The organism is Streptomyces sp. ISL-12 (assembly GCF_018614415.1).
Taxonomy (GTDB): Bacteria; Actinomycetota; Actinomycetes; order Streptomycetales; family Streptomycetaceae; genus Streptomyces.
Window position 1 is genome coordinate 14,101 of the sequence record NZ_JAGGOO010000180.1, and the last position, 21,422, is coordinate 35,522.

The following is a 21,422-nucleotide window of genomic DNA, read 5'->3' on the forward strand; positions in this document are numbered from 1 at the left end:
ACGTCCCGTCAATCCCGTGACCAGATGGGGGAGTTCGGCATGGACATCGGCATGGACAGACGCGGCTTCAACCGGCGGGTGCTGCTGGGCGGCGCGGCCGTCGCGACCTCGCTGTCCGTGGCGGCGTCGGAGTCGTCCGGCGCCCCCGTGGCCGCCGCCGCGGTGAGGACGGCTCCGGCCGGGGGAGCGGTCCGGCACCTCAAGCTGTACGCGGAACGGCTGTCCGGCGGGCAGCTGGGATACGGCCTGGAGAAGGGGAAGGCGACGGTCCCCGGGCCGCTGATCGAGCTGAACGAGGGCGACACGCTCCACGTCGAGTTCGAGAACACCATGGACATCCCGGTCAGCCTGCACGTCCACGGCCTGGACTACGAGATCACCAGCGACGGCACCACGATGAACAAGAGCGACGTCCCGCCCGGCGGCACCCGCACCTACACCTGGCGCACCCACAAGCCCGGCCGACGGGCCGACGGCACCTGGCGGCCCGGCAGCGCCGGCTACTGGCACTACCACGACCACGTCGTCGGCACCGAGCACGGCACCGGCGGCATCCGGGGCGGCCTGTACGGGCCGGTGATCGTCCGCCGCGTGGGCGACATCCTGCCGGACGCCACGCACACCATCGTCTTCAACGACATGCTCATCAACAACCGGCCCGCGCACACCGGACCCGACTTCGAGGCCACCGTCGGCGACCGGGTCGAGTTCGTGATGATCACGCACGGCGAGTACTACCACACCTTCCACATGCACGGTCACCGCTGGGCGGACAACCGCACCGGCCTGCTCGCCGGCCCCGACGACCCCAGCCGGGTCATCGACAACAAGATCACTGGCCCGGCCGACTCCTTCGGCTTCCAGGTGATCGCCGGGGAGGGCGTGGGCGCCGGGGCGTGGATGTACCACTGCCATGTGCAGAGCCACTCCGACATGGGCATGGTGGGGCTGTTCCTGGTGAAGAAGGCGGACGGGACGATCCCCGGGTACGACCCGCACGAGCACGGTGCGCACGGGGCGGGCGAGGCCGAGGGCGCGGACGGGGCGGATGCGAAGGCGGTGCCCGAGGGAACGGCGGAGCGGTCGTCGAAGGAGACACCGGAGGAGACACCGGAGGAGGCCTCGGAGCACCACCACTGACGGTGTCCCCCCGGTGGCCCGCGGCTATCCTGATCCGCAGCCGCCGGGGAGGAGCCCACGTGACCGACATCGCGCCGCGTCCCACGCTGGAGGCGGTGGCCGCGCGGGCCGGAGTCTCGCGGGCCACCGTGTCACGGGTGGTGAACGGGGCGGCGGGGGTCCGCGAGGCGCTCGCCGCACGGGTGAGGCGCGCGGTCGAGGAACTCGGCTACGTACCCAACCAGGCCGCCCGTTCCCTGGTGACCCGGCGGCACGACGCCGTCGCCGTGGTCGTCGCCGAACCGGAGGCACGGGTCTTCGCCGACCCCTTCTTCGCCCTCCAGTTGCGGGGCATCGGCAAGGAGCTGACCGCCCACGACAACCAGCTCGTCCTGCTGCTCACCGAGGGCCGCGAGGACCACGCCCGGGTCGGCCGCTACCTCGCGGGCGGACACGTCGACGGCGCGCTGGTCTTCTCCCTGCACCTCGACGACCCGCTGCCGGGCCTGATCCAGCGCGCCGGGGTGCCGACCGTCTTCGGCGGACGCCCCGGCTGGAGCGACGGCCGCGGCGACGTGGTGTACGTCGACAGCGACAACCGCGGTGGCGCCCGGGACGCCGTGCGTCACCTCGCGGCCCTCGGCCGCACCCGGATCGCGCACATCACCGGCCCGCTGGACCAGACCTCGGCCGCCGACCGGCTCGCCGGCTACCGCGACGTCATGGCCGACGCCGATCCCGCGCTGGTCGTCCGGGGCGACTTCACCCCGGGCGGCGGTGAACACGCGATGCGCGGACTGCTCGCCCGGTGCCCGGACCTGGACGCCGTGTTCGCGGCCAACGACCTGATGGCGGCGGGCGCCCTGCGGGTGCTGCGCGCGCACGGGCGGCGCGTCCCCGAGGACGTGGCCGTGGTCGGCTTCGACGACATGCTGTCGGTCGCCGAGCAGACCGAGCCCGCGCTGACCACGGTCCGTCAGGACATCGAGGAGATGGGCCGCCTGATGGCCCGGCTCCTGCTGTGCGGCCTGGACGGTGAGGCCGGAGCCCCGGCCCCGGGACCGCCCGGGTCCGCACCGTCCGGCGTGATCCTGCCGACCACCCTGATCCGCCGGACCTCGGCCTGACCCCGGCGGGGTTCGGCTTGGTCCGCCGGGCCTCGGCCTGGTCCGCCGCCCCTCGGCCTGGGCTCGCCGGGACGTGACCGCGGAGCGGCATCTGTGGGCGGCAGCAGGCAACCGGTGCCGGCACCGGAGCGTGACGGCCTCCCGGCCCGCCTGCCTGCTGATCCGCCGGGGTACGGCTTGGTCCGCCGGGGCTCGGCCTGGTCCGCTGCCCCTCGGCCTGGCCCGCCGGGGCGTGACCGCCGAGCGGCATCCGTGGGCGGACGCAGGCAACCGGTGCCGGCACCGGAGCGTGACGGCCGCTCCGGCCCGCATCCCGCGACGCTCCGGGTCAGTCCGCCCCGGCGGCGCCCGGCGCCGGTCTGAGCACCGCGAACCGGGCCCCGTACGGATCGGCCAGCCGCGCCAGACGGCCCGCGCCCCCGACGTCCGTGGCGGGCAGCCGGACCTCGCCGCCCAGCTCCCGGGCCCGGGCGACCACCTCGTCCGTGTCGGCCACCGCGATGTACGGCAGCCAGTGCGCCTCCGTCTCCACCGGATCGTCGGCGAGCGGGACCACGCCCCCGAACATGCCCTCCTCGACCGCCCCCGGCGGATTGACGCAGGTGTAGGCGCCACCGGGAAAGGTCAGGGCGGAGGTCTCCAGACCGAGCACCGCGTGGTAGTGCGCCGCGGCCGCCGCGATGTCCGGGGTGTACAGCTCGGCCCAGCACAGCGCGCCCGTATCGCCCACCAGGTCCAGCCCCTTGCGCCGGCCCGGCTGCCAGACGCCGTACGGCGCCCCCGCCCGGTCGGCGAGGACGGCCGTGACGCCCTCCTCCAGGGCGGGCGTCGGCGGCACCAGCACCCGGCCGCGCGCCCGCTCGGCGGACCGGGCGGCGGCCTCGGCGTCCGCGGTCCGGAAGTACACCGTCCAGGACGGCGGGCCCTGCTGCGGGGCGATCCCCAGACAGCCGGCCACCGTGGCGCCGTCCCGCTCGAAGTAGCCGTGGTCCCCGGTGGGCGCCGGACGCAGCCGCCAGCCGAAGAGACCGCCGTAGAAGGCGGCGGCGCCGGCGACGTCGGGAGTGGCGACGTCGATCCAGTTCGGAGCGCCGGTGACGTATCGGTCGGTGAGCATCTTCGCCCTCCTCGGAAGGGTCCCGTGGCCTGCTCCGCCGAGTCTCGCACCGCCCACTGACAATCGCCGCCGCCGTCCCGCGCGCCGCCGTGCCTCCCAGGGCCGTACGGGTGATCATCGGGGGGCCGGCGGCCGGCGATCCTGGCGTTGATCCCGCGTTGATCGAACGTTTTGCGCCGCCCGGCACGCTGCTGCCCATGCTCAACGACACCATCACGGCGCCCGATCTCGCCTGGCAGCAGGAGGCGTTGTGCGCGCAGACCGGGGCGGACTTCTTCTTCCCCGAGCCCGGCAGCTCCGTACGCGAGGCGAAGCGGATCTGCGGCCTGTGCCCGACCCGCTCGGCCTGTCTGGAGTTCGCCCTCAGCAACGACGAGCGCTTCGGCGTCTGGGGCGGCCTCTCGGAGAAGGAACGGCTGGCCCTGCGGCGCGCCGCGCCCTGACGGGAGCGTTCCGGGCGACTCGCCGTCCTCGCCGCGTCGGCCGACGCTTCCGAGGGTTCCGGTACGGACGCCGACGGGCGCCGCGACCGGCCCGGACGACGGCGCGCGCGTCCAGTACCTCTCGGCCACCTGAACCGGAACGCCCGTCACCAGCCGCGGCCCCGCCCGGTCGCCGGCCCGGGCGCCGCCCACGGGGACCTGGGCGCCGCCCACGGGGACCTGGGCGCCGCCCAGGGGGACCCGGCCGCCCGGCCTCTGCGGCGGACCGCCTCGCCGGACCGTGCGGGAGGAGGGCACCGAAGGCACCGGACGGCCCGTCCCCGTCGCCCAGGTGGCCGACCGGGGTCAGCCGGCCGCGCGGGCCGCCATCCGCGCCTTGCGCGCCGCCAGCTTCTCGTCGAACTTGGACGCCTCGGAATCCAGCCCGCCCATGTACAGGCCCAGTTCCTCCTGCGCCTTCATGCCCTCCGGGCCCAGCCCGTCGATCTCCATGACCTTCAGGAAGCGCAGCACGGGCTGGAGCACGTCGTCGTGGTGGATGCGCAGGTTGTAGACCTCGCCGATCGCCATCTGCGCCGCCGCCCGCTCGAACCCCGGCATGCCGTGTCCGGGCATCCGGAAGTTGACCACGACGTCCCGTACCGCCTGCATCGTCAGGTCGGGCGCCAGCTCGAACGCCGCCTTCAGCAGGTTCCGGTAGAAGACCATGTGCAGGTTCTCGTCGGTGGCGATGCGGGCCAGCATCCGGTCGCAGACCGGGTCGCCGGACTGGTGGCCGGTGTTGCGGTGCGAGATGCGGGTGGCCAGTTCCTGGAAGGCGACGTAGGCGACCGAGTGCAGCATCGAGTGCCGGTTGTCCGACTCGAAACCCTCGCTCATGTGGGCCATCCGAAACTCTTCCAGCTTGTCCGGGTCGACCGCGCGCGAGGCGAGCAGGTAGTCCCGCATCACGATGCCGTGCCGGCCCTCCTCCGCCGTCCAGCGGTGCACCCAGGTGCCCCAGGCGCCGTCGCGGCCGAAGAGGGAGGCGATCTCGTGGTGGTAGCTGGGGAGGTTGTCCTCGGTGAGCAGGTTCACCACCAGCGCGATCCGGCCGATCTCGGTGACCTTGGACTGCCCCTTCTCCCAGGCCTCGCCGTCCTCGAACAGGCCGGGGAAGTTACGGCCGTCGCTCCACGGCACGTACTCGTGCGGCATCCAGTCCTTGGCGACCTGCAGATGCCGGTTCAGCTCTGTCTCGACCACTTCTTCCAGCGCGTACAGCAGCCGGGCGTCGGTCCAGGCGGAGGGGCTGCCGAGATGGGGGGAAGTGAGCGTCACGAAAACTCCAGGGGGACGGGTGACTGTTCGACGGGTCCGGCGAGCGGTGCCGGAACCTACGGCATCGTAGGCTACGACACCGTAGGTTACGTGACCGTAGGTTAAGTGCGGTGTAAAGGCCCTGCTCAGGTACCTCACGCACAGGAGGAAAAAACCCGGGGACGGAGCCCGGGCGCGCGCCGCCGGCCGGCCGGTCCGCGGCGCCGCACCCCGTCCCCGGAACCCCGGTCAGGCGGTCTCCGCCACCTCTTCCGCCGTCGTCTCCCTCAGTTCTCCCTCCTCCAGCAGCAGCCAGCGCGTGATGCCGAGCGACTCCAGGAAGGGCAGGTCGTGGCTGGCCACGATCAGCGCTCCCTCGTACGACTCCAGGGCCGTGGTGAGCTGCCGGACGCTCGCCATGTCCAGGTTGTTGGTCGGCTCGTCCAGCATCAGCAGCTGCGGCGCGGGCTCCGCCAGCATCAGCGCGGCCAGCGCCGCCCGGAACCGCTCGCCGCCGGAGAGGGTGCCCGCCCGCTGGTCGGCGCGGGCGCCCCGGAACAGGAAGCGGGCCAGCCGCGCCCGGATCCGGTTGCCGGTGGCGTCCGGCGCGAACCGGGCCACGTTCTCGGCGACGGACAGCTCGTCGTCGAGCACGTCGAGCCGTTGCGGCAGGAACCGCAGCGGCACATGCGCCGTCGCCTCGCCCGCGACCGGGGCCAACTCCCCGGCGATGGTGCGCAGCAGCGTGGTCTTGCCGGCGCCGTTGCGTCCGACCAGCGCGATCCGCTCGGGCCCGTGCAGGTCGACCCCGCCCGTCACCCGGGCGCCGTAGCGCAGTTCCAGCTCGCGCAGGGTGAGTACCGTACGGCCCGGCGGGACGGCCGTGTACGGCAGGTCGACGCGGATCTCGTCGTCGTCCCGTACGGCCTCCGCCGCGTCGTCGAGCCGTTCCCGGGCCTCCGCGAGCTTCTCCTCGTGCATGATGCGGTGCTTGCCCGCGGACTCCTGCGCCGCGCGCTTGCGCGCCCCCATGACGATCTTGGGTTCGCGTTTCTGCTCGTACATCTTCTGGCCGTACCGCTTGCGGCGGGCCAGTTTGACCTGGGCGTCGGCCAGTTCGCGCTTCTGCTTGCGCAGGTCCGACTCGGCGACCCGCACCATGCGCTCGGCCGCCTCCTGCTCGACGGCGAGGGCCTCCTCGTAGGCGGAGTAGTTGCCGCCGTACCAGACGATCTCGCCGCCGCCCGGGTCGCCGCGCCCGGCGGTACCGGTCCGGCGCAGGTCGGCGATCTGGTCGACCAGGTCGAGGAGTTCGCGGTCGTGGCTGACCACGACCAGCACCCCGGACCAGGAGGCGACGGCGGCGTACAGCCGTCTGCGGGCGTACAGGTCGAGGTTGTTGGTCGGCTCGTCCAGCAGCAGGACGTCGGGCCGGCGCAGCAGCAGCGCGGCGAGCCGCAGCAGCACCGACTCGCCACCGGAGACCTCGCCGACGGTGCGGTCGAGGTCCACGTGGCCGAGGCCGAGTTCGCCGAGGGCGGCGCGGGCGCGCTCCTCGACGTCCCAGTCGTCGCCGAGGGCCTCGAAGTGCTCCTCGGCCGCGTCGCCCGCCTCGATGGCGTGCAGCGCGGCCCGCCGCGCGGCGATGCCGAGCACCTCGTCCACGCGCAGCGCGGTGTCGAGGGTGACGTTCTGCGGGAGGTAGCCGACCTCGCCGGCGACCCGGACGGTGCCGCCGGTGGGGGTGAGCCGTCCGGCGACGAGTTTCAGCAGGGTCGACTTGCCCGCCCCGTTGACGCCGACGAGTCCGGTGCGTCCGGGGCCGAAGGCGACGTCGAGGTCCTGGAAGACGGGGGTGCCGTCCGGCCAGGCGAAGGAGAGGGCCGTACAGCTGATGGAAATATGCATGAGGTGTGCCTCCGCGGTTGCGTGGTGCGGTCAGGGGCAAACGCGTATCGAGACACCGCGGGACGGAGACCGTCGTCGACCGGCCGGGCCGGGGGACCGGGCCGGGGGAGAGGAGGACCCTGGAGGTGGGAGGAGCCCTGCTCGTCGGGGACGGCTCGAACACCGAGGTCGCACGCGGCGCACACACCTGAGCGGTGTGACGCGGTGTCTCAGGACCTCAGACGAGCAACGTCCTACTCCGATCGACGACAACAAGACCCGCACACCGTAAGAACAGGCCGGGTGGGGTGTCAACCGGATTCCCGCCGAGGTCGCACCGCCCGCCCCGAAGGAGACACCCGTGCCCCACGGCTCGCTCTCGCTGCCCGCCCGTCTGTGCCTGCTGGCGGGGGACGGCGCGCCACCGCACCGCCTGGTGCGGGCCGGTGCCCTCGCCGAACTCGTCCGGCGTGGCCTGCTCGTCGACGACGACGGCATCGCCACCCCCGTCGACCTGGACTCCCGCACCGGGGACCCCGTCCTGGACGGGCTCCTCGACCTCGTCCGCGAGTCCCTGCCGCACGACTGGCGGACCTGGGTGCGGCTGCGCGCCCGGATCACCTACGACGCCGTACGGGAGCAACTGGTCGCCGAGCGGTGCCTGCGCGCCGAGAAGCGGCGGGTGCTCGGCGTCTTCCCGTCCGTGTCGTACGCCCTGGCCAGCCCCGCCCTCGTGGACGCGCTCCGGGAGCGGACCCGGCACGTCCTGCGCGGCCCGGTGCCGGTCGCCGCGGTCCCGGTCCAGGACGCGGCCGTCGCCGTGCTGGCCGCCGCGGCGCGGGTCCGCGGGGTGGGCCGGCCCGCGGACGGCGCCCGGGGCGAGGCGCTGGCCGCCCGGGGCGCGGGGGCGCCCGGTGTCCCGTGGATCATGCGGGAGCTGTGCGCGGCGGTGGGCGCGGCCACCGCCGGGGCCCCGGTGACGGCGGCCGGCTGAGCCCGCCCCCGCCGCGAGCCCGTCAGCGGGTGCCGCGCATCAGCTCCGCCAGGTCGTGGTCCAGGTCGAGCTGGAGGTGCTCCAGACCGAGGGGCACCAGCTCGCTCGTCGCCGCCAGGAAGCGGCGCAGTTCACCCGAGCGGACGTGGACCACGGCGGTGCCCTCGGGGGCGTGGAACTCCAGGACGGTGCGGTCGTAGCCGTACGGCCGCACCCGGACGTCGCCGTGGCCCTCGGGCTCCCGCATGCCCGCCAGGAGCAGCTCACGGGAGAAGGTCCAGCAGACGTCCACACCCTCCAGCGTGGCCGGGGCGGGGAAGGTCATGCGGACGGCGAACGGGTCTCGACGGTCGTAGCGGAGCTTCGCGGGGATGCTCGGCATACGGGGCGCGGCGGCGACGAGGCGCGCCTCGACGGGCTGCTCGATGACGATGGACAACGCCTTGCTCCCTCGGGACGGCGGGACGGACGGGCGGACTCGTGGATGGGGCGGGCATTGAATGAGACGACGGAACGCGCCGCTCCGTGCACTGGAAGAGAGTGACCTCTGTCACCGCCTTCATTCACAGGAGCGATGACGAGTGACGCGGCTCTCCTCCTGTGACCGAACGGCACCGCCCTCACCCGCCGTTGACCCCGTCTGCCGTACCGAGCCGGTGGACGCCGCGCGGGGTGGCGGGTTTGTCCGTAACGTGAGTATCCGTTCGCTGAAGTGAAAGGACGTGACCGGACATGCCACGCGGATCGAGCCCCAAACGGGAGCGGCAGTACGAGCACATCAAGGAGAGCGCCGAGAAGCGCGGCGCCGGCGAAGGCCGGGCCAAGGAGATGGCGTCCCGGACGGTGAACAAGGAGCGCGCCCGCTCCGGCGAGTCGAAGACCGCGAGCCGTACGTCGGCCAAGGGCACCTCCTCGGGCAAGGACGCGTCCTCGGGCAAGCGCGGCGGGCAGCGGTCCGGGCAGGGCTCCCAGGAGCCCACCTACGACCAGCTGTACCAGGAGGCCAAGCGCCGCGACGTGCACGGACGTTCGAACATGAACAAGGGTGAACTGCGGCGCGCGCTGGGCAAGTGACCCGGCGGTCCGGTGCGTGGCGGGTGCCCCGCCCCTCGTAGGCTCGGGGTCACCATGACGACCGTACCGATTCCCGAGGGCTGGCCCGCGACCGAGGAGCAGGCCCGCGCGGTCCAGGAGCGGCTGCGCGCCCGCCTGGTGCTCGACGAACCCGGCCCGCCGCCCGGCACGGGCCGGGTCGCCGGGGTCGACGTGGCCTACGACGACGCCCGCGACCTCGTCGCCGCGGCGGCCGTCGTCCTGGACGCGGCGACCCTCACCGTCGTCGCCGAGGCCACGGCCGTCGGGCGGATCTCCTTCCCGTACGTGCCCGGCCTGCTCGCCTTCCGCGAACTCCCCGCCGTCCTCGCCGCGCTCGACGCCCTGCCCGGCCGGCCCGGCCTGGTGGTCTGCGACGGCTACGGCCTCGCCCACCCGCGCCGCTTCGGCCTCGCCTGCCACCTGGGCGTCCTCACCGGCCTGCCCACGATCGGCGTCGCCAAGAACCCGTTCGCCTTCACCCACGACGGTCCCGACGCGCTGCGCGGCAGCACGTCCCCGCTGCTCGCGGACGGCGAGGAGGTCGGCCGCGCCCTGCGCACCCGGGACGGCGTGAAACCGGTCTACGTCTCCGTCGGACACCGCGTCGGCCTGGACAACGCCTGTGCGCACACGCTGGCCCTCACCCCCGCCTACCGCCTCCCGGAGACCACCCGCAGGGCGGACGCCCTGTGCCGGCGGGCACTGCGGGAGGCCGGCTGCCCGGTCTGAGCGCGGGTGGGTACCTGAGTATCCGTACGGATGTGCCGGCCGGGGAGCCCGGGCAGGCTGGGTCGCATGACGAACCCGCAGCGAGCCCAGAAGTCCCTTGCCCGGCCCGGCCGGTACGTCGAGCGATCCGATGGCCGACGCGATGGCCGATCCGTCGGCCGAGACGTCGGCCGATTCGACGACCGGCCCGTCGGGCGGCCCGTCGGGCGGTCGGTGAAGGCGGGGATGGCGCTCGCGGTGGTATCGGGGCTGGCCTGGACGAGCGGGATGGTGTGGACCATCGGCGGGTGGGTCCTGTGACGGACGGGTCCTGTGACGGGGCCTTGTGCGCACGGGTCCTACGGCTCTCCTGACGAACGGCCCTCGTGGCGCATGTCCCTCGTGCGCGGCGTCCGGCGCCCCGCGTCACCCGGTCAGCGCTCCGCCGCCCCGCCGAACCACGGCCCGCCCCCCGGGCAGCCGGCCCCGCCGCCGTAGCCGCGCCCCGTCGGTCGCGCTGCGCGCGCCGCTGTCGGTGGCCGGGGCTAGCGTGGGAGGCGTGGACGGGCGAAGCTTGGCCAAGCGCTTGCTCACATCCGGCGCGCAGGGCCCTTGTGCGGGCCGGAACCCGTTCCTAGCATCGATGGTGTTACACCGTTGCTGTCACAGAGTGGGGACCCGATGACCACGGCGACGACGCCCCCGCACGGTCCGCTCACCGGCGTGCGCGTGGTCGAGCTGGCCGGGATCGGCCCCGGCCCGTTCGCCGGGATGCTCCTGGCCGACCTCGGCGCCGACGTCGTACAGGTCGACCGCCCGGGCGGCCCCGGACTCGCGATCGACCCGGCGTACGACGTGACCCGGCGCAACAAGCGGTCGGTCGTCGTCGACCTGAAGGACCCCGAGGGCCCCGCCCGTGTCCTCGCCCTCGCCGCCCGTGCCGACGTGCTGATCGAGGGGTACCGCCCCGGTGTGGCCGAGCGCCTCGGGGTCGGCCCGGAGCCCTGCCACGCCCGCAACCCGCGCCTGGTCTACGGCCGGATGACCGGCTGGGGCCAGGACGGTCCCCTCGCCCGGCGGGCCGGCCACGACATCGGGTACATCGCCCTCACCGGAGCCCTCGGCCTGACCGGCGCGACGGACGCCCCGCCGGCCGCCCCCGCCAACCTGCTCGGCGACTACGCGGGCGGCGCCCTCTACCTGGTGGTGGGTGTCCTGGCCGCCCTGCACCACGCCCGCGCCACCGGCACCGGGCAGGTCGTGGACGCGGCCATCGTGGACGGCGCCGCCCACCTGACCGCGATGATCCACGGCATGCTCGCCGCCGGCACCTGGCAGGACCGGCGCGGCGCCAACCTCCTCGACGGCGGCTGCCCCTTCTACGGCACGTACGAGACGTCCGACGGCCGGTACATGGCGGTCGGCGCCCTGGAACAGCGGTTCTACGACGAGTTCATGACGCTCCTCGGCATCCCCGAGCGGGCGCCGGCCCGCGACGACCTCGCCCGCTGGGACGAACTGCGCGCGGCGATCGCCGCCCGCTTCCGCACCCGTACCCAGGGCGAGTGGACGGCCGTCTTCGCGGACTCCGACGCCTGCGTGGCCCCGGTGCTCTCCCTGCGCGAGGCCCCGCACCACCCGCACCTCGCCGCCCGCGCCACCTTCACCGACCACGGCGGCCTCACCCAGCCGGCCCCGGCGCCCCGCTTCTCCGCGACCCCCGCCGCCGTCCGCACCGGCCCCGCCCGGCCGGGCGCCGACACCGAGGCCGTGGCCCGCGACTGGGACCTGCCCGGACCGCGCCCCGAGCCCCCTCACCGCCCTCACCGAAAGGCCGACCAGTGACCACCGAAGCGTATGTGTACGACGCGATCCGCACCCCGCGCGGGCGCGGCAAGGCAGGCGGCGCCCTGCACGGCACCAAGCCCGTCGACCTGGTCGTCGGACTCATCCACGAGATCCGCTCCCGCTTCCCCGGCCTCGACCCGGCCGCCGTCGACGACATCGTGCTCGGCGTGGTCGGCCCGGTCGGTGACCAGGGCTCCGACATCGCGCGGATCGCCGCCGTCGCCGCCGGGCTGCCGGACACGGTGGCCGGCGTGCAGGAGAACCGCTTCTGTGCCTCGGGTCTGGAGGCCGTCAACATGGCCGCCGCCAAGGTGCGTTCGGGCTGGGAGGACCTGGTCCTGGCGGGCGGCGTCGAGTCGATGTCCCGGGTGCCGATGGCCTCGGACGGCGGCGCCTGGTTCAACGACCCGATGACCAACCTCGCCACCGACTTCGTGCCGCAGGGCATCGGCGCCGACCTGATCGCCACCGTCGAGGGCTTCTCCCGGCGGGACGTCGACGAGTACGCGGCGCTCTCCCAGGAGCGCGCGGCCACGGCGTGGAAGGAGGGCCGCTTCGAGCGGTCCGTCGTGCCGGTGCGGGACCGCAGCGGCCTGACCGTCCTCGACCACGACGAGCACCTGCGGCCCGGTACCACCGCCGACTCCCTCGCGAAGCTCAAGCCGTCCTTCGCGGACATCGGCGAACTGGGCGGTTTCGACGCCGTCGCCCTGCAGAAGTACCACTGGGTGGAGAAGATCGACCACGTCCACCACGCGGGCAACTCCTCCGGCATCGTGGACGGCGCCTCCCTGGTCGCCATCGGCTCCCGGGAGGTCGGCGACCGCTACGGGCTCACCCCGCGCGCGCGGATCGTCTCCGCCGCCGTCTCCGGCTCCGAACCCACGATCATGCTCACCGGGCCCGCCCCCGCCACCCGCAAGGCGCTCGCCAAGGCCGGGCTGACCATCGACGACATCGACCTGGTCGAGATCAACGAGGCGTTCGCGGCGGTCGTGCTGCGATTCGTGAAGGACATGGGCCTGTCCCTGGACAAGGTCAACGTCAACGGCGGCGCGATCGCGCTCGGCCACCCGCTGGGCGCCACCGGCGCGATCATCCTCGGCACCCTCGTCGACGAACTGGAGCGCCAGGACAAGCGGTACGGCCTGGCCACCCTGTGCGTGGGCGGCGGCATGGGCATCGCCACCGTCGTCGAACGCGTCTGACCCCTTCCCGACGGAGCAACGACGCGTCAACGGCGCAGCCACGACGTATCAACGGCGCATCCACGACGCGTCAACGGCGCAGCCACGACGCACCAACGGCGCATCAACGACGGATCACCAGGAGCACCCCCGCATGAGCACCGAATCCACCATCCGCTGGGAACAGGACCGCACCGGCGTCGTCACCCTCGTCCTGGACGACCCGAACCAGTCCGCGAACACCATGAACCAGGCGTTCCGCGCCTCCCTCGCCACGGTCGCCGACCGCTTGGAGGCCGAGAAGGACACCGTCCGCGGCGTCATCATCACCTCCGCGAAGAAGACCTTCTTCGCCGGCGGCGACCTGCGCGACCTGATCCGGGTCACCCCGGACAACGCCCAGGAGTCGTTCGAGGCGGGCCTCGCCATCAAGCGGGACCTGCGGCGCATCGAGACCCTCGGCAAGCCCGTCGTCGCCGCCATCAACGGCGCCGCCCTCGGTGGCGGCTACGAGATCGCCCTCGCCTGCCACCACCGCGTCGCACTCGACGCCCCCGGCTCCAAGATCGGCCTGCCCGAGGTCACCCTCGGCCTGCTCCCGGGAGGCGGCGGCGTCGTCCGTACCGTCCGTCTCCTCGGCATCACCGACGCGCTGCTGAAGGTGCTGCTCCAGGGCACCCAGTACGACCCGCGCCGCGCGGCGGACAACGGCCTGGTCCACGAGGTCGCCGACACCCCGGACGACCTGCTCGCCAAGGCCCGCGCCTTCATCGACGCCCACCCGGAGTCAGCCCAGCCCTGGGACAGGCCCGGCTACCGCATCCCGGGCGGCACCCCCAGCAACCCCAAGTTCGCCGCCAACCTGCCCGCCTTCCCGGCCAACCTGCGCAAGCAGACGAACGGCGCCCCCTACCCGGCGCCGCGCGCCATCATGGCCGCCGCCGTCGAGGGCGCCCAGGTCGACTTCGAGACCGCCCAGGTCATCGAGGCCCGCTACTTCGTGGAGCTGGCCGCCGGGCAGACCTCGAAGAACATGATCCAGGCGTTCTTCTTCGACCTCCAGGCCGTCAACTCCGGCGCCAACCGCCCGCGCGGCATCGAGCCCCGCCAGGTCCGCAAGGCCGCCGTGCTCGGCGCCGGGATGATGGGCGCGGGCATCGCCTACGCGTGCGCCCGCGCGGGCATCGAGGTCGTCCTGAAGGACGTGTCCCTGGAAGCAGCCCTCAAGGGCAAGGGCTACTCCGAGAAACTGTGCGCCAAGGCGGTCGCCAAGGGCCGCACCAGCCAGGAGAGGGCCGACGCGCTGCTGGCCCGCATCACCCCCACCGCCGAGGCCGCCGACCTCGCCGGCTGCGACGCGGTGATCGAGGCGGTCTTCGAGGACACGTCACTGAAGCACAAGGTCTTCCAGGAGATCGAGAACGTCGTCGCGCCGGACGCCCTGCTCTGCTCCAACACCTCCACGCTCCCCATCACCGCCCTCGCCGAGGGCGTCGAGCGCCAGGCCGACTTCATCGGGCTGCACTTCTTCTCGCCCGTCGACAAGATGCCGCTGGTGGAGATCATCAAGGGCGAGCGGACCGGGGACGAGGCCCTGGCCCGCGCCTTCGACCTGGTCCGGCAGATCAAGAAGACGCCCATCGTCGTCAACGACAGCCGCGGCTTCTTCACCTCCCGGGTGATCGGCCACTTCATCAACGAGGGCGTCGCCATGGTCGGCGAGGGCATCGAGCCCGCCTCCGTCGAGCAGGCCGCCGCCCAGGCCGGCTACCCGGCCAAGGTGCTCTCCCTGATGGACGAGCTGACGCTCACCCTGCCCCGCAAGATCCGGCAGGAGACGAAGCGGGCCGTGGAGGAGGCCGGCGGCACCTGGACGCCGCACCCCGCCGAGGCGGTCGTCGACCGGATGGTGGACGAGTTCGGCCGGACCGGCCGCAGCGGCGGCGCCGGCTTCTACGAGTACGGCGAGGACGGCAGGCGCGGCAGGCTGTGGCCGGGCCTGCGGGAGCACTTCACCAGGCCCGGGTACGAGATCCCCTTCCGGGACATGCGGGAACGCATGCTCTTCTCCGAGGCGCTGGACACCGTCCGGCTCCTGGAGGAAGGCGTGCTGACCTCCGTCGCCGACGCCAACATCGGCTCGATCTTCGGCATCGGCTTCCCCGGCTGGACCGGCGGCGTCCTCCAGTACATCAACGGCTACGACGGAGGTCTGCCCGGCTTCGTGGCCCGCGCCCGTGAGCTGGCCGACCGCTACGGCGACCGCTTCACGCCGCCCGTGCTGCTGGTGGAAAAGGCGGAGAAGGGCGAGGTCTTCACCGACGAGCACTGAAAGACGAGCACTGAAAGACGAGCACTGAAACACGACCCCGACCACGATCAGGAACCACGGTCCGGTCGGCCGGCGCGGTGCCCCGCCGGCCGACCTGCCGCCCCGCCGGCCGGTCCGCTGCCCGTGCGGCGCGCCCCCTACGCCTCACCGCCCGGGAAAGACCCGTCGGCCTCACCGCCCGGGGAGCCCCGGTCGAGCCACACGCCCAGCTCCTCCTTCAGTGACCGCTGGAAAGCCGTCAGCAGCGCCTGCACCACCAGGGGCTGCATGTCCGCGGAGAGCGACCGCACGTCCCGCGCGTCCCGCCGTGCCGTCTCCCCGCGCAGCAGCTCCGACAGCTCACGGGCCGCCTGCCGGGAGTGGCCGAGGAGCACCTCGCGCGCGGCGAGGAGGGACTCCTGCGACAGCGGCATGTCCAGCAGGCGCACTCCGAGGCGGAGCAGCGCGAGGTCGACGTGATAGCCGTCACCGCCGGCGGACCGGATCACGCCCATCGCCGCCAGCCGCTCGATGGCGTCGTCCGCCAGCGTCCGCCCGGCCCGCCGCACCAGCTCCTCCCGGCTGACCGTCTCCACCGCGTCCGGCGCCCAGGCGGACACCACCGCCCGGTGGACGGCCAGGTCCCGGGCGCTCACGTCCGGCGGCAGCCGCTCCAGATAGCGTTCGATGGCCGCCAGCGTCATGCCCTGGCGCTGCAGTTCCTCGATCAGCTCCAGCCGTTCCAGGTGCTCCCGGCCGTAGCGCCCCACCCGCCGGGGACCGAGCACCGGTGGTGGCAGCAGGCCCCGGGTGCCGTAGAACCGGACCGTGCGCACCGTGACCCCCGCCCGCGCGGCCAGCTCGTCGACCGTGAGGACCGGCTCCCCGTCCGCCTCGTCGCCTCCGGTACGTTCCCGCGGCTCTTCGGTGTCGGTCGTCATGTGCAGCAGTATCGCTGTCTCACCACTACTGTGAAACCTCCCGCGGGCCCCGTCCGGAGGTGTGGACACCCGGAGCGGATCATGTGAGAAGTCACGCGCTGTGACAAGAGCCACCGCATGAGACCCCGGTGACGTGGGAAAGTGCTGTTTTGGCCTGTACCCCGACGAGGGCGTGCGGGCCGTGTCACGTACGGACGTCCCGGGCGCACCACACCCGGGCGCACCAGAGAGTGGAACCACCCGTGAGCAAGGACGCCGTGGACACGGCACAGGTCGCTGACGATCCCCAGGTGGCCCAGGCGCCCGCGGACGCGGGCGACGCCGGCTACAGCAAGGACCTCAAGGCCCGCCACATCAACATGATCGCCATCGGCGGCGCGATCGGCACCGGCCTCTTCCTCGGCGCCGGCGGGCGCCTGCACGATGCCGGACCGGCACTCGCCGTGGCCTACCTGGTCTGCGGAGTCTTCGCCTTCTTCGTCGTGCGGGCCCTCGGGGAGCTGGTGCTGCACCGGCCCTCGTCCGGTTCGTTCGTGTCGTACGCGCGTGAGTTCCTCGGCGAGAAGGGCGCCTACGTCGCCGGCTGGATGTACTTCCTGAACTGGTCGACGACCGGGATCGCCGACATCACGGCGATCGCCCTGTACACGCACTACTGGAGCGCGTTCACCAGCATCCCGCAGTGGGTGCTCGCGCTGATCGCCCTCGCGGTGGTGCTGGCCGTGAACCTGATCTCGGTGAAGATCTTCGGCGAGATGGAGTTCTGGTTCGCGATCGTCAAGGTCGCCACCCTCGTCGCCTTCATGCTGATCGGCATCTTCCTGCTGGCCACCCAGCACGAGGTGGGCGGCTACACCCCGGGCACCGCAGTCATCACCAACCACGGCGGTTTCCTCCCGCACGGCGTGATGCCGGTGATCCTGGTCATGCAGGGCGTGATCTTCGCGTACGCCGCCCTGGAACTGGTCGGTGTCGCCGCCGGCGAGACCGCCGAGCCGCACAAGGTCGTCCCGCGCGCGGTGAACTCGATCATGTGGCGGGTCGCCCTGTTCTACGTCGGTTCCGTCGTCCTGCTGGCCCTGCTGCTGCCCGGCTCGCTCTACTCGGGTGCCGAGAGCCCCTTCGTGACCGTGCTGTCCAAGGTCGGCGTCCCGGCCGCGGGCGACGTGATGAACCTGGTCGTCCTCACCGCCGCGATGTCGTCGCTGAACTCCGGCCTGTACTCCACCGGCCGCATCCTGCGCTCCATGGCGATGTCCGGCTCCGCGCCGAAGTTCACCGGCGTGATGAGCCGCACCCAGGTGCCCTACGGCGGCATCCTGCTGACCTGCGGGGTCTGCGTGCTCGGCGTCGGCCTGAACTACCTGGTGCCGTCCCAGGCCTTCGAGATCGTGCTGAACGTGGCCTCCCTGGGCATCATCAGCACCTGGGTGATCATCATGCTCTGCCACCTGGTCTTCGTCCGGCGGGCGAAGGAAGGCCGGGTCACCCGGCCGCACTTCCGGCTGCCCGGCAGCCCCGTCACGGAGATCGCCACGATCGTCTTCCTGCTGGCGTGTCTGGGGATGATGTGGAACGACGAGGAGGTCGGCCGCAGGACCCTCCTCCTCGTCCCCGTCATCGCGGTGATGCTGGTGGCCGGCTGGTTCGGTGTCCGCCGCCGGGTCGGCGAGACCGCGAAGCAGTCACAGCAGTAGTCACAGCAGTGCGGCAGTCGCGGTAGTGGCGCGGCCGTGAGCCGCCGCCCGGCTCACGGGTCACGCCGCGCCGACTCCCCGAGGCGACGCGCGAGGTCCTCGACCAGGCCGCGCAGCGCGTCCGGGCGTTCGACGACGAACGGCAGGTCCAGACCGGCCAGCACGCCGGGCAGCCAGTCCAGCCGCTCCACGCGCAGCTCCGCCCGGCACCAGCGCTCGGCCGCCGGATCCGCGCCGTCATCGAGCGGCAGTTCCGTCACCACCGCCACACCGGGCGGCAGCCGGGTGTGGATCCGCTCCGCCGGGCCCTGGATCCGCAGGGACACCTCGTGCCGGTACGGCGCCGTGGCGAACCCGGTGAGCAGGCGCCGCGCGGGACCGGGCAGCCCGGCGGGCGGCGTGAACGATCCGGGCAGCACCCGCGCACCGCTCATCCGGTCCAGCCGGAACGTCCGCTCCTCGCCGGTCGCGGGCTCCGTGGCCGTCACGTACAGCTTCCCCGAGTGGACGACCAGCCCGTGCGGATGCAGCGTGCGCTCGCTGCTCCGCCCGGCACCGGAGGTGTAGCGGACCGCGACCGGCCGGTGGTGGCCGACCGCGTCGGCGACCGAGAGCAGCACCGTGGCGTCCAGGGCCGCCGCCTCGCCGGCCGGTGCGGTGAAGGCGAGGGAGCCGAGCAGCGAGTCGAGCCGCAGCCGCGTCCGCTCCGGCAGCACGCGCCGGATCTTGGCCGCCGCCGTCTCGCTCGCCGCGGCCGTGGCCGTGGCCAGGCCGGTCCGCCGGCCCGCGACCAGCCCGAGCAGTACGGCGAGCGCCTCCTCCTCGGTCAGCATCAGCGGCGGCATCCGGTACCCGGGGGCGAGCCGGTAGCCGCCGTAGCGGCCCCGCACCGACTCCACCGGCACGTCTAGGTCGAGGAGGTGGCCGACGTAGCGCCGCACGGTGCGCTCGTCGACCTCCAGCCGGCCGGCGAGTTCGCCGACGGTACGGACGCCGCCCGACTGCAGCAGTTCCAGCAGGGCGAGCACACGGGCGAGCGGGCGGGGCATGCCGGAAAGTCTCTCTCATATACCGGGCGGGTTCCGCCCGGTATCCCTCCTAGCGTGGGGCGCGGAAACACCGCACGACCAGAACATCCAGGAGAGGGACCCCCATGAACTTCGTCTCCGTCCGCGTCATCACGGACGACGTCGCCCGCCTCGTCGCCTTCTACGAGAAGGCCACCGGCACCACCGCCGACTGGGCGAACGACGACTTCGCGGAAGTGCGCACCGCCTCCGGCACCCTCGCGATCGGCAGCACCCGCACGGTCCCGCTGTTCGCCCCCGGCTCCGCCGACCCGGCCGCCAACCGCAGCGTGATCCTCGAATTCCTCGTCGACGACGTGGACGCCGTGTACCAGAACCTCGCCGGCACCGTGGAGGACTTCGTCAACGAGCCGACCACGATGCCCTGGGGCAACCGCGCGCTGCTGTTCCGCGACCCCGACGGCAACCTGGTCAACTTCTTCACCCCCGTCACCCCGGCCGCCGAGGAGCGGTTCGGCCGCTGACCCCGGCCCGGCACGGCACGGCCCGCCGAGCGGATGAGAGCCACGTCAAGTGTGGTGGCCCCGGACTCGGGGAACATCCCTTTCCCCATCCGCTCGGCGAAAGGTGCCGCTTGTGACGCATGACCAACACGGCCACGATCCGCACCAGGACCCGCCCCACGACAAGGACCTCCATCCGAAGGGCTCGCTGCCGGGGTCGGAAGCGGGTTTGCCCGGCCAGGACAGGCCCCGTACCGACCGGGTCGTGTTCGGTGTCACGGCGGTCCTGACCCTCGCCTTCGTGGTGTGGGGCGCCGTCGCCACCGACTCGCTGGAGGACGCCTCCAGCGCGATGCTCGGCGGGCTGATGCACAACGGCGGCTGGGCGTTCGTGCTGGCGGCCTCGGGCTTCGTCGTCTTCGCCCTCTGGCTCGCGATCAGCCGCTACGGGCGCATCCACCTCGGCGTCGAGGGCGAGGGACCCGAGTTCCGCACGGTGTCCTGGGTCGCGATGATGTTCAGCGCCGGCATGGGCATCGGCCTGATGTTCTACGGCGTCAGCGAACCGCTCTCGCACTACACGACGTCCCCGCCGGGCACCGACCCGGCCGACTCCGGCGAACGCATGGAGACGGCCATGGCGACCACCCTCTTCCACTGGACGCTCCATCCGTGGGCGATCTACGCGGTGGTCGGGCTCGGCATCGCGTACAGCACCTTCCGCAGGCGCCGGCGGCAGACCATCAGCGCCGTGTTCACCCCGCTCATCGGCGAGAAGAACGCCAACGGCGGCCTGGGCCGGGTCATCGACGTCCTCGCGATCGTCGCGACCGTCTTCGGCTCCGCGGCCTCGCTGGGGCTCGGCGCGCTGCAGATCGGCTCCGGTGTGCGGGAGCTGGACTGGCTGGACGAGGTGAGCACGGCGCTGCTGGTCACCATCATCGCGGTGCTGACGGTGGCGTTCGTGGCGTCCGCCGTCTCGGGTGTGGAGAAGGGCATCCAGTGGCTGTCCAACATCAACATGGTGCTGGCGCTGATCCTCGCCCTGTTCGTGTTCGTCGCGGGCCCCACCGTGATAGTGCTGGACCTGCTGCCCACCTCGGTCTTCTCCTACCTCGGCGACCTGCCCGAACTCGCCGCCCGCACCGAGGCCTCCGGCGGCGAGGGCGTCGCCGACTGGCTGGCGAGCTGGACCGTCTTCTACTGGGCGTGGTGGATCTCCTGGACGCCGTTCGTCGGCATGTTCATCGCCCGGATCAGCCGGGGCCGGACGATCCGGCAGTTCGTCGGCGGCGTCATCCTCGTGCCCAGCACGGTCAGCCTGGTCTGGTTCGCGATCTTCGGCGGTTCGTCGATGAGGCTCCAGGAACAGGGCCGGCTGGGGGAGGAGACCACGCCCGAGGGCCAGCTCTTCGCCGTGCTCCAGGAGTACCCCGTCGCCACGGTCACCAGCCTGCTGGTGATGGTCCTGGTCGGCATCTTCTTCGTCTCGGGCGCCGACGCGGCGTCGGTCGTGATGGGCACCCTGTCGCAGCGGGGCGCGCTCGAACCGAGCCGCCTGGTGGTCATCTTCTGGGGCGTGGTCACGGGGGCCGTGGCCGCGATCATGCTCCTGGTGGGCAGCGGACAGGGCGACGCGCTGACCGGCCTGCAGAACCTCACGATCCTCGCGGCGGCCCCGTTCGTCATCGTGATGATCTTCATGTGCGTGGCCCTCATGCGCGATCTGCGCCGGGACCCGCTCATCGTGCGCGGTGAGATGGGCTCGGAGGCCGTGGAGATGGCCGTCGTCGAGGGCCACCGCAGGTACGACGGCGACTTCGAGATCAGGGTGGGCCCGGGCCGCGGCCCGGAGACCGAGGGCGACCCCATCGGCCGGCACCACTGACACCGGGCGGCCCCGGCGGCCCTGGGCGCCTGCGCCGACGGCACGCCGGGCCGCGGCCGTACGCCGGTACCGCGCCGCCTGCCGTTCCGGGCCCGCGACGACAGGCGGGTGGCCGCCCGCGGGTACGGCCACGCCGGCCCGGCGGCACCACCGCTGTCCGGTGCCGGGGGTCCGCCTGTCCTGTGTTCCGGCCGTCGCTGTCCGGTGCCGGGGTCCGCCTGTCCTGTGTT

19 protein-coding genes are annotated in these 21,422 nt (G+C 73.0%); 13 read left to right on the forward strand and 6 right to left on the reverse strand.

All coding sequences use genetic code 11. The features are described from left to right. The first annotated feature begins 51 nt into the window (after positions 1-51). Positions 52-1,140 carry a multicopper oxidase domain-containing protein gene (locus tag J7I94_RS36085; protein ID WP_215174336.1) on the forward strand — a complete coding sequence of 363 codons (1,089 nt, stop codon included), beginning with the start codon at positions 52-54 and terminating at the stop codon, positions 1,138-1,140. 59 nt (positions 1,141-1,199) lie between these two features. After that, positions 1,200-2,246 (forward strand): LacI family DNA-binding transcriptional regulator, encoded by a 1,047-nt coding sequence (locus J7I94_RS36090; RefSeq protein WP_215174304.1) that lies wholly within the window; start codon positions 1,200-1,202, stop codon positions 2,244-2,246. Between the two features lie 328 nt (positions 2,247-2,574). On the opposite strand, the gene J7I94_RS36095 is transcribed toward J7I94_RS36090, so the two are convergent. Continuing rightward, positions 2,575-3,363 carry a VOC family protein gene (locus J7I94_RS36095; RefSeq protein ID WP_215174305.1) on the reverse strand — a complete coding sequence of 263 codons (789 nt, stop codon included), beginning with the start codon at positions 3,361-3,363 and terminating at the stop codon, positions 2,575-2,577. Between the two features lie 158 nt (positions 3,364-3,521). On the opposite strand from J7I94_RS36095, the gene J7I94_RS36100 reads away from it, so the two are divergent. Further along, on the forward strand, positions 3,522-3,806 hold the full coding sequence (locus J7I94_RS36100) for a WhiB family transcriptional regulator (RefSeq protein ID WP_285442783.1): 285 nt from the start codon (positions 3,522-3,524) through the stop codon (positions 3,804-3,806). A gap of 345 nt (positions 3,807-4,151) precedes the next feature. Here J7I94_RS36100 and J7I94_RS36105 read toward each other — a convergent pair whose 3' ends face one another. Next, complete coding sequence (locus J7I94_RS36105; protein ID WP_215174306.1) at positions 4,152-5,126, reverse strand: acyl-ACP desaturase; 975 nt, start codon at positions 5,124-5,126, stop codon at positions 4,152-4,154. Between the two features lie 228 nt (positions 5,127-5,354). After that, the gene (locus J7I94_RS36110; protein WP_215174307.1) at positions 5,355-7,013 is read right to left on the reverse strand and encodes an ABC-F family ATP-binding cassette domain-containing protein; all 1,659 of its coding nucleotides are present in this window, start codon (positions 7,011-7,013) and stop codon (positions 5,355-5,357) included. Between the two features lie 340 nt (positions 7,014-7,353). On the opposite strand from J7I94_RS36110, the gene J7I94_RS36115 reads away from it, so the two are divergent. Continuing rightward, the gene (locus J7I94_RS36115; RefSeq protein WP_215174308.1) at positions 7,354-7,986 is read left to right on the forward strand and encodes a GPP34 family phosphoprotein; all 633 of its coding nucleotides are present in this window, start codon (positions 7,354-7,356) and stop codon (positions 7,984-7,986) included. A 22-nt stretch (positions 7,987-8,008) separates the two neighbouring features. Here the strand turns inward: J7I94_RS36115 and J7I94_RS36120 are convergent, their stop codons facing one another. Further along, positions 8,009-8,425: an SsgA family sporulation/cell division regulator gene (locus tag J7I94_RS36120; RefSeq protein ID WP_215174309.1), complete on the reverse strand. Its 417-nt coding sequence runs from the start codon at positions 8,423-8,425 to the stop codon at positions 8,009-8,011. A gap of 293 nt (positions 8,426-8,718) precedes the next feature. Here J7I94_RS36120 and J7I94_RS36125 point away from each other — a divergent pair, with 293 nt between their 5' ends. The 6 genes from J7I94_RS36125 (at position 8,719) to J7I94_RS36150 (ending at position 15,156) form a co-directional block, all read left to right on the forward strand. After that, the gene (locus tag J7I94_RS36125) at positions 8,719-9,060 is read left to right on the forward strand and encodes a plasmid stabilization protein (RefSeq protein WP_215174310.1); all 342 of its coding nucleotides are present in this window, start codon (positions 8,719-8,721) and stop codon (positions 9,058-9,060) included. Positions 9,061-9,114: 54 nt separating this feature from the next. Next, positions 9,115-9,810, forward strand: a complete 696-nt coding sequence (locus tag J7I94_RS36130; RefSeq protein WP_215174311.1) for an endonuclease V — start codon at positions 9,115-9,117, stop codon at positions 9,808-9,810. A gap of 66 nt (positions 9,811-9,876) precedes the next feature. Beyond that, entirely contained in the window at positions 9,877-10,110 is a 234-nt protein-coding gene (gene mmpA / locus J7I94_RS36135; RefSeq protein WP_251076246.1) for a morphogenic membrane protein MmpA, read from the forward strand. Between the two features lie 360 nt (positions 10,111-10,470). Beyond that, positions 10,471-11,634 (forward strand): CaiB/BaiF CoA-transferase family protein, encoded by a 1,164-nt coding sequence (locus tag J7I94_RS36140; protein WP_215174315.1) that lies wholly within the window; start codon positions 10,471-10,473, stop codon positions 11,632-11,634. Next, positions 11,631-12,845 carry an acetyl-CoA C-acetyltransferase gene (locus J7I94_RS36145; RefSeq protein WP_215174318.1) on the forward strand — a complete coding sequence of 405 codons (1,215 nt, stop codon included), beginning with the start codon at positions 11,631-11,633 and terminating at the stop codon, positions 12,843-12,845. Before J7I94_RS36140 ends, J7I94_RS36145 begins: the two co-directional genes overlap by 4 nt. A gap of 133 nt (positions 12,846-12,978) precedes the next feature. Further along, positions 12,979-15,156 (forward strand): 3-hydroxyacyl-CoA dehydrogenase NAD-binding domain-containing protein, encoded by a 2,178-nt coding sequence (locus J7I94_RS36150; RefSeq protein ID WP_215174320.1) that lies wholly within the window; start codon positions 12,979-12,981, stop codon positions 15,154-15,156. Positions 15,157-15,293: 137 nt separating this feature from the next. On the opposite strand, the gene J7I94_RS36155 is transcribed toward J7I94_RS36150, so the two are convergent. Next, complete coding sequence (locus J7I94_RS36155) at positions 15,294-16,076, reverse strand: MerR family transcriptional regulator (protein ID WP_215174322.1); 783 nt, start codon at positions 16,074-16,076, stop codon at positions 15,294-15,296. A gap of 242 nt (positions 16,077-16,318) precedes the next feature. Here J7I94_RS36155 and J7I94_RS36160 point away from each other — a divergent pair, with 242 nt between their 5' ends. Further along, positions 16,319-17,773 (forward strand): amino acid permease, encoded by a 1,455-nt coding sequence (locus J7I94_RS36160; protein WP_215174324.1) that lies wholly within the window; start codon positions 16,319-16,321, stop codon positions 17,771-17,773. A 53-nt stretch (positions 17,774-17,826) separates the two neighbouring features. Here the strand turns inward: J7I94_RS36160 and J7I94_RS36165 are convergent, their stop codons facing one another. Next, positions 17,827-18,822, reverse strand: a complete 996-nt coding sequence (locus J7I94_RS36165; protein ID WP_215174326.1) for a YafY family protein — start codon at positions 18,820-18,822, stop codon at positions 17,827-17,829. Positions 18,823-18,926: 104 nt separating this feature from the next. On the opposite strand from J7I94_RS36165, the gene J7I94_RS36170 reads away from it, so the two are divergent. Both J7I94_RS36170 and J7I94_RS36175 read left to right on the forward strand, forming a co-directional pair. Further along, entirely contained in the window at positions 18,927-19,325 is a 399-nt protein-coding gene (locus J7I94_RS36170; protein ID WP_215174328.1) for a glyoxalase/bleomycin resistance/extradiol dioxygenase family protein, read from the forward strand. A 112-nt stretch (positions 19,326-19,437) separates the two neighbouring features. Continuing rightward, positions 19,438-21,192 carry a BCCT family transporter gene (locus J7I94_RS36175; RefSeq protein WP_215174330.1) on the forward strand — a complete coding sequence of 585 codons (1,755 nt, stop codon included), beginning with the start codon at positions 19,438-19,440 and terminating at the stop codon, positions 21,190-21,192. Positions 21,193-21,422 lie beyond the last annotated feature (230 nt).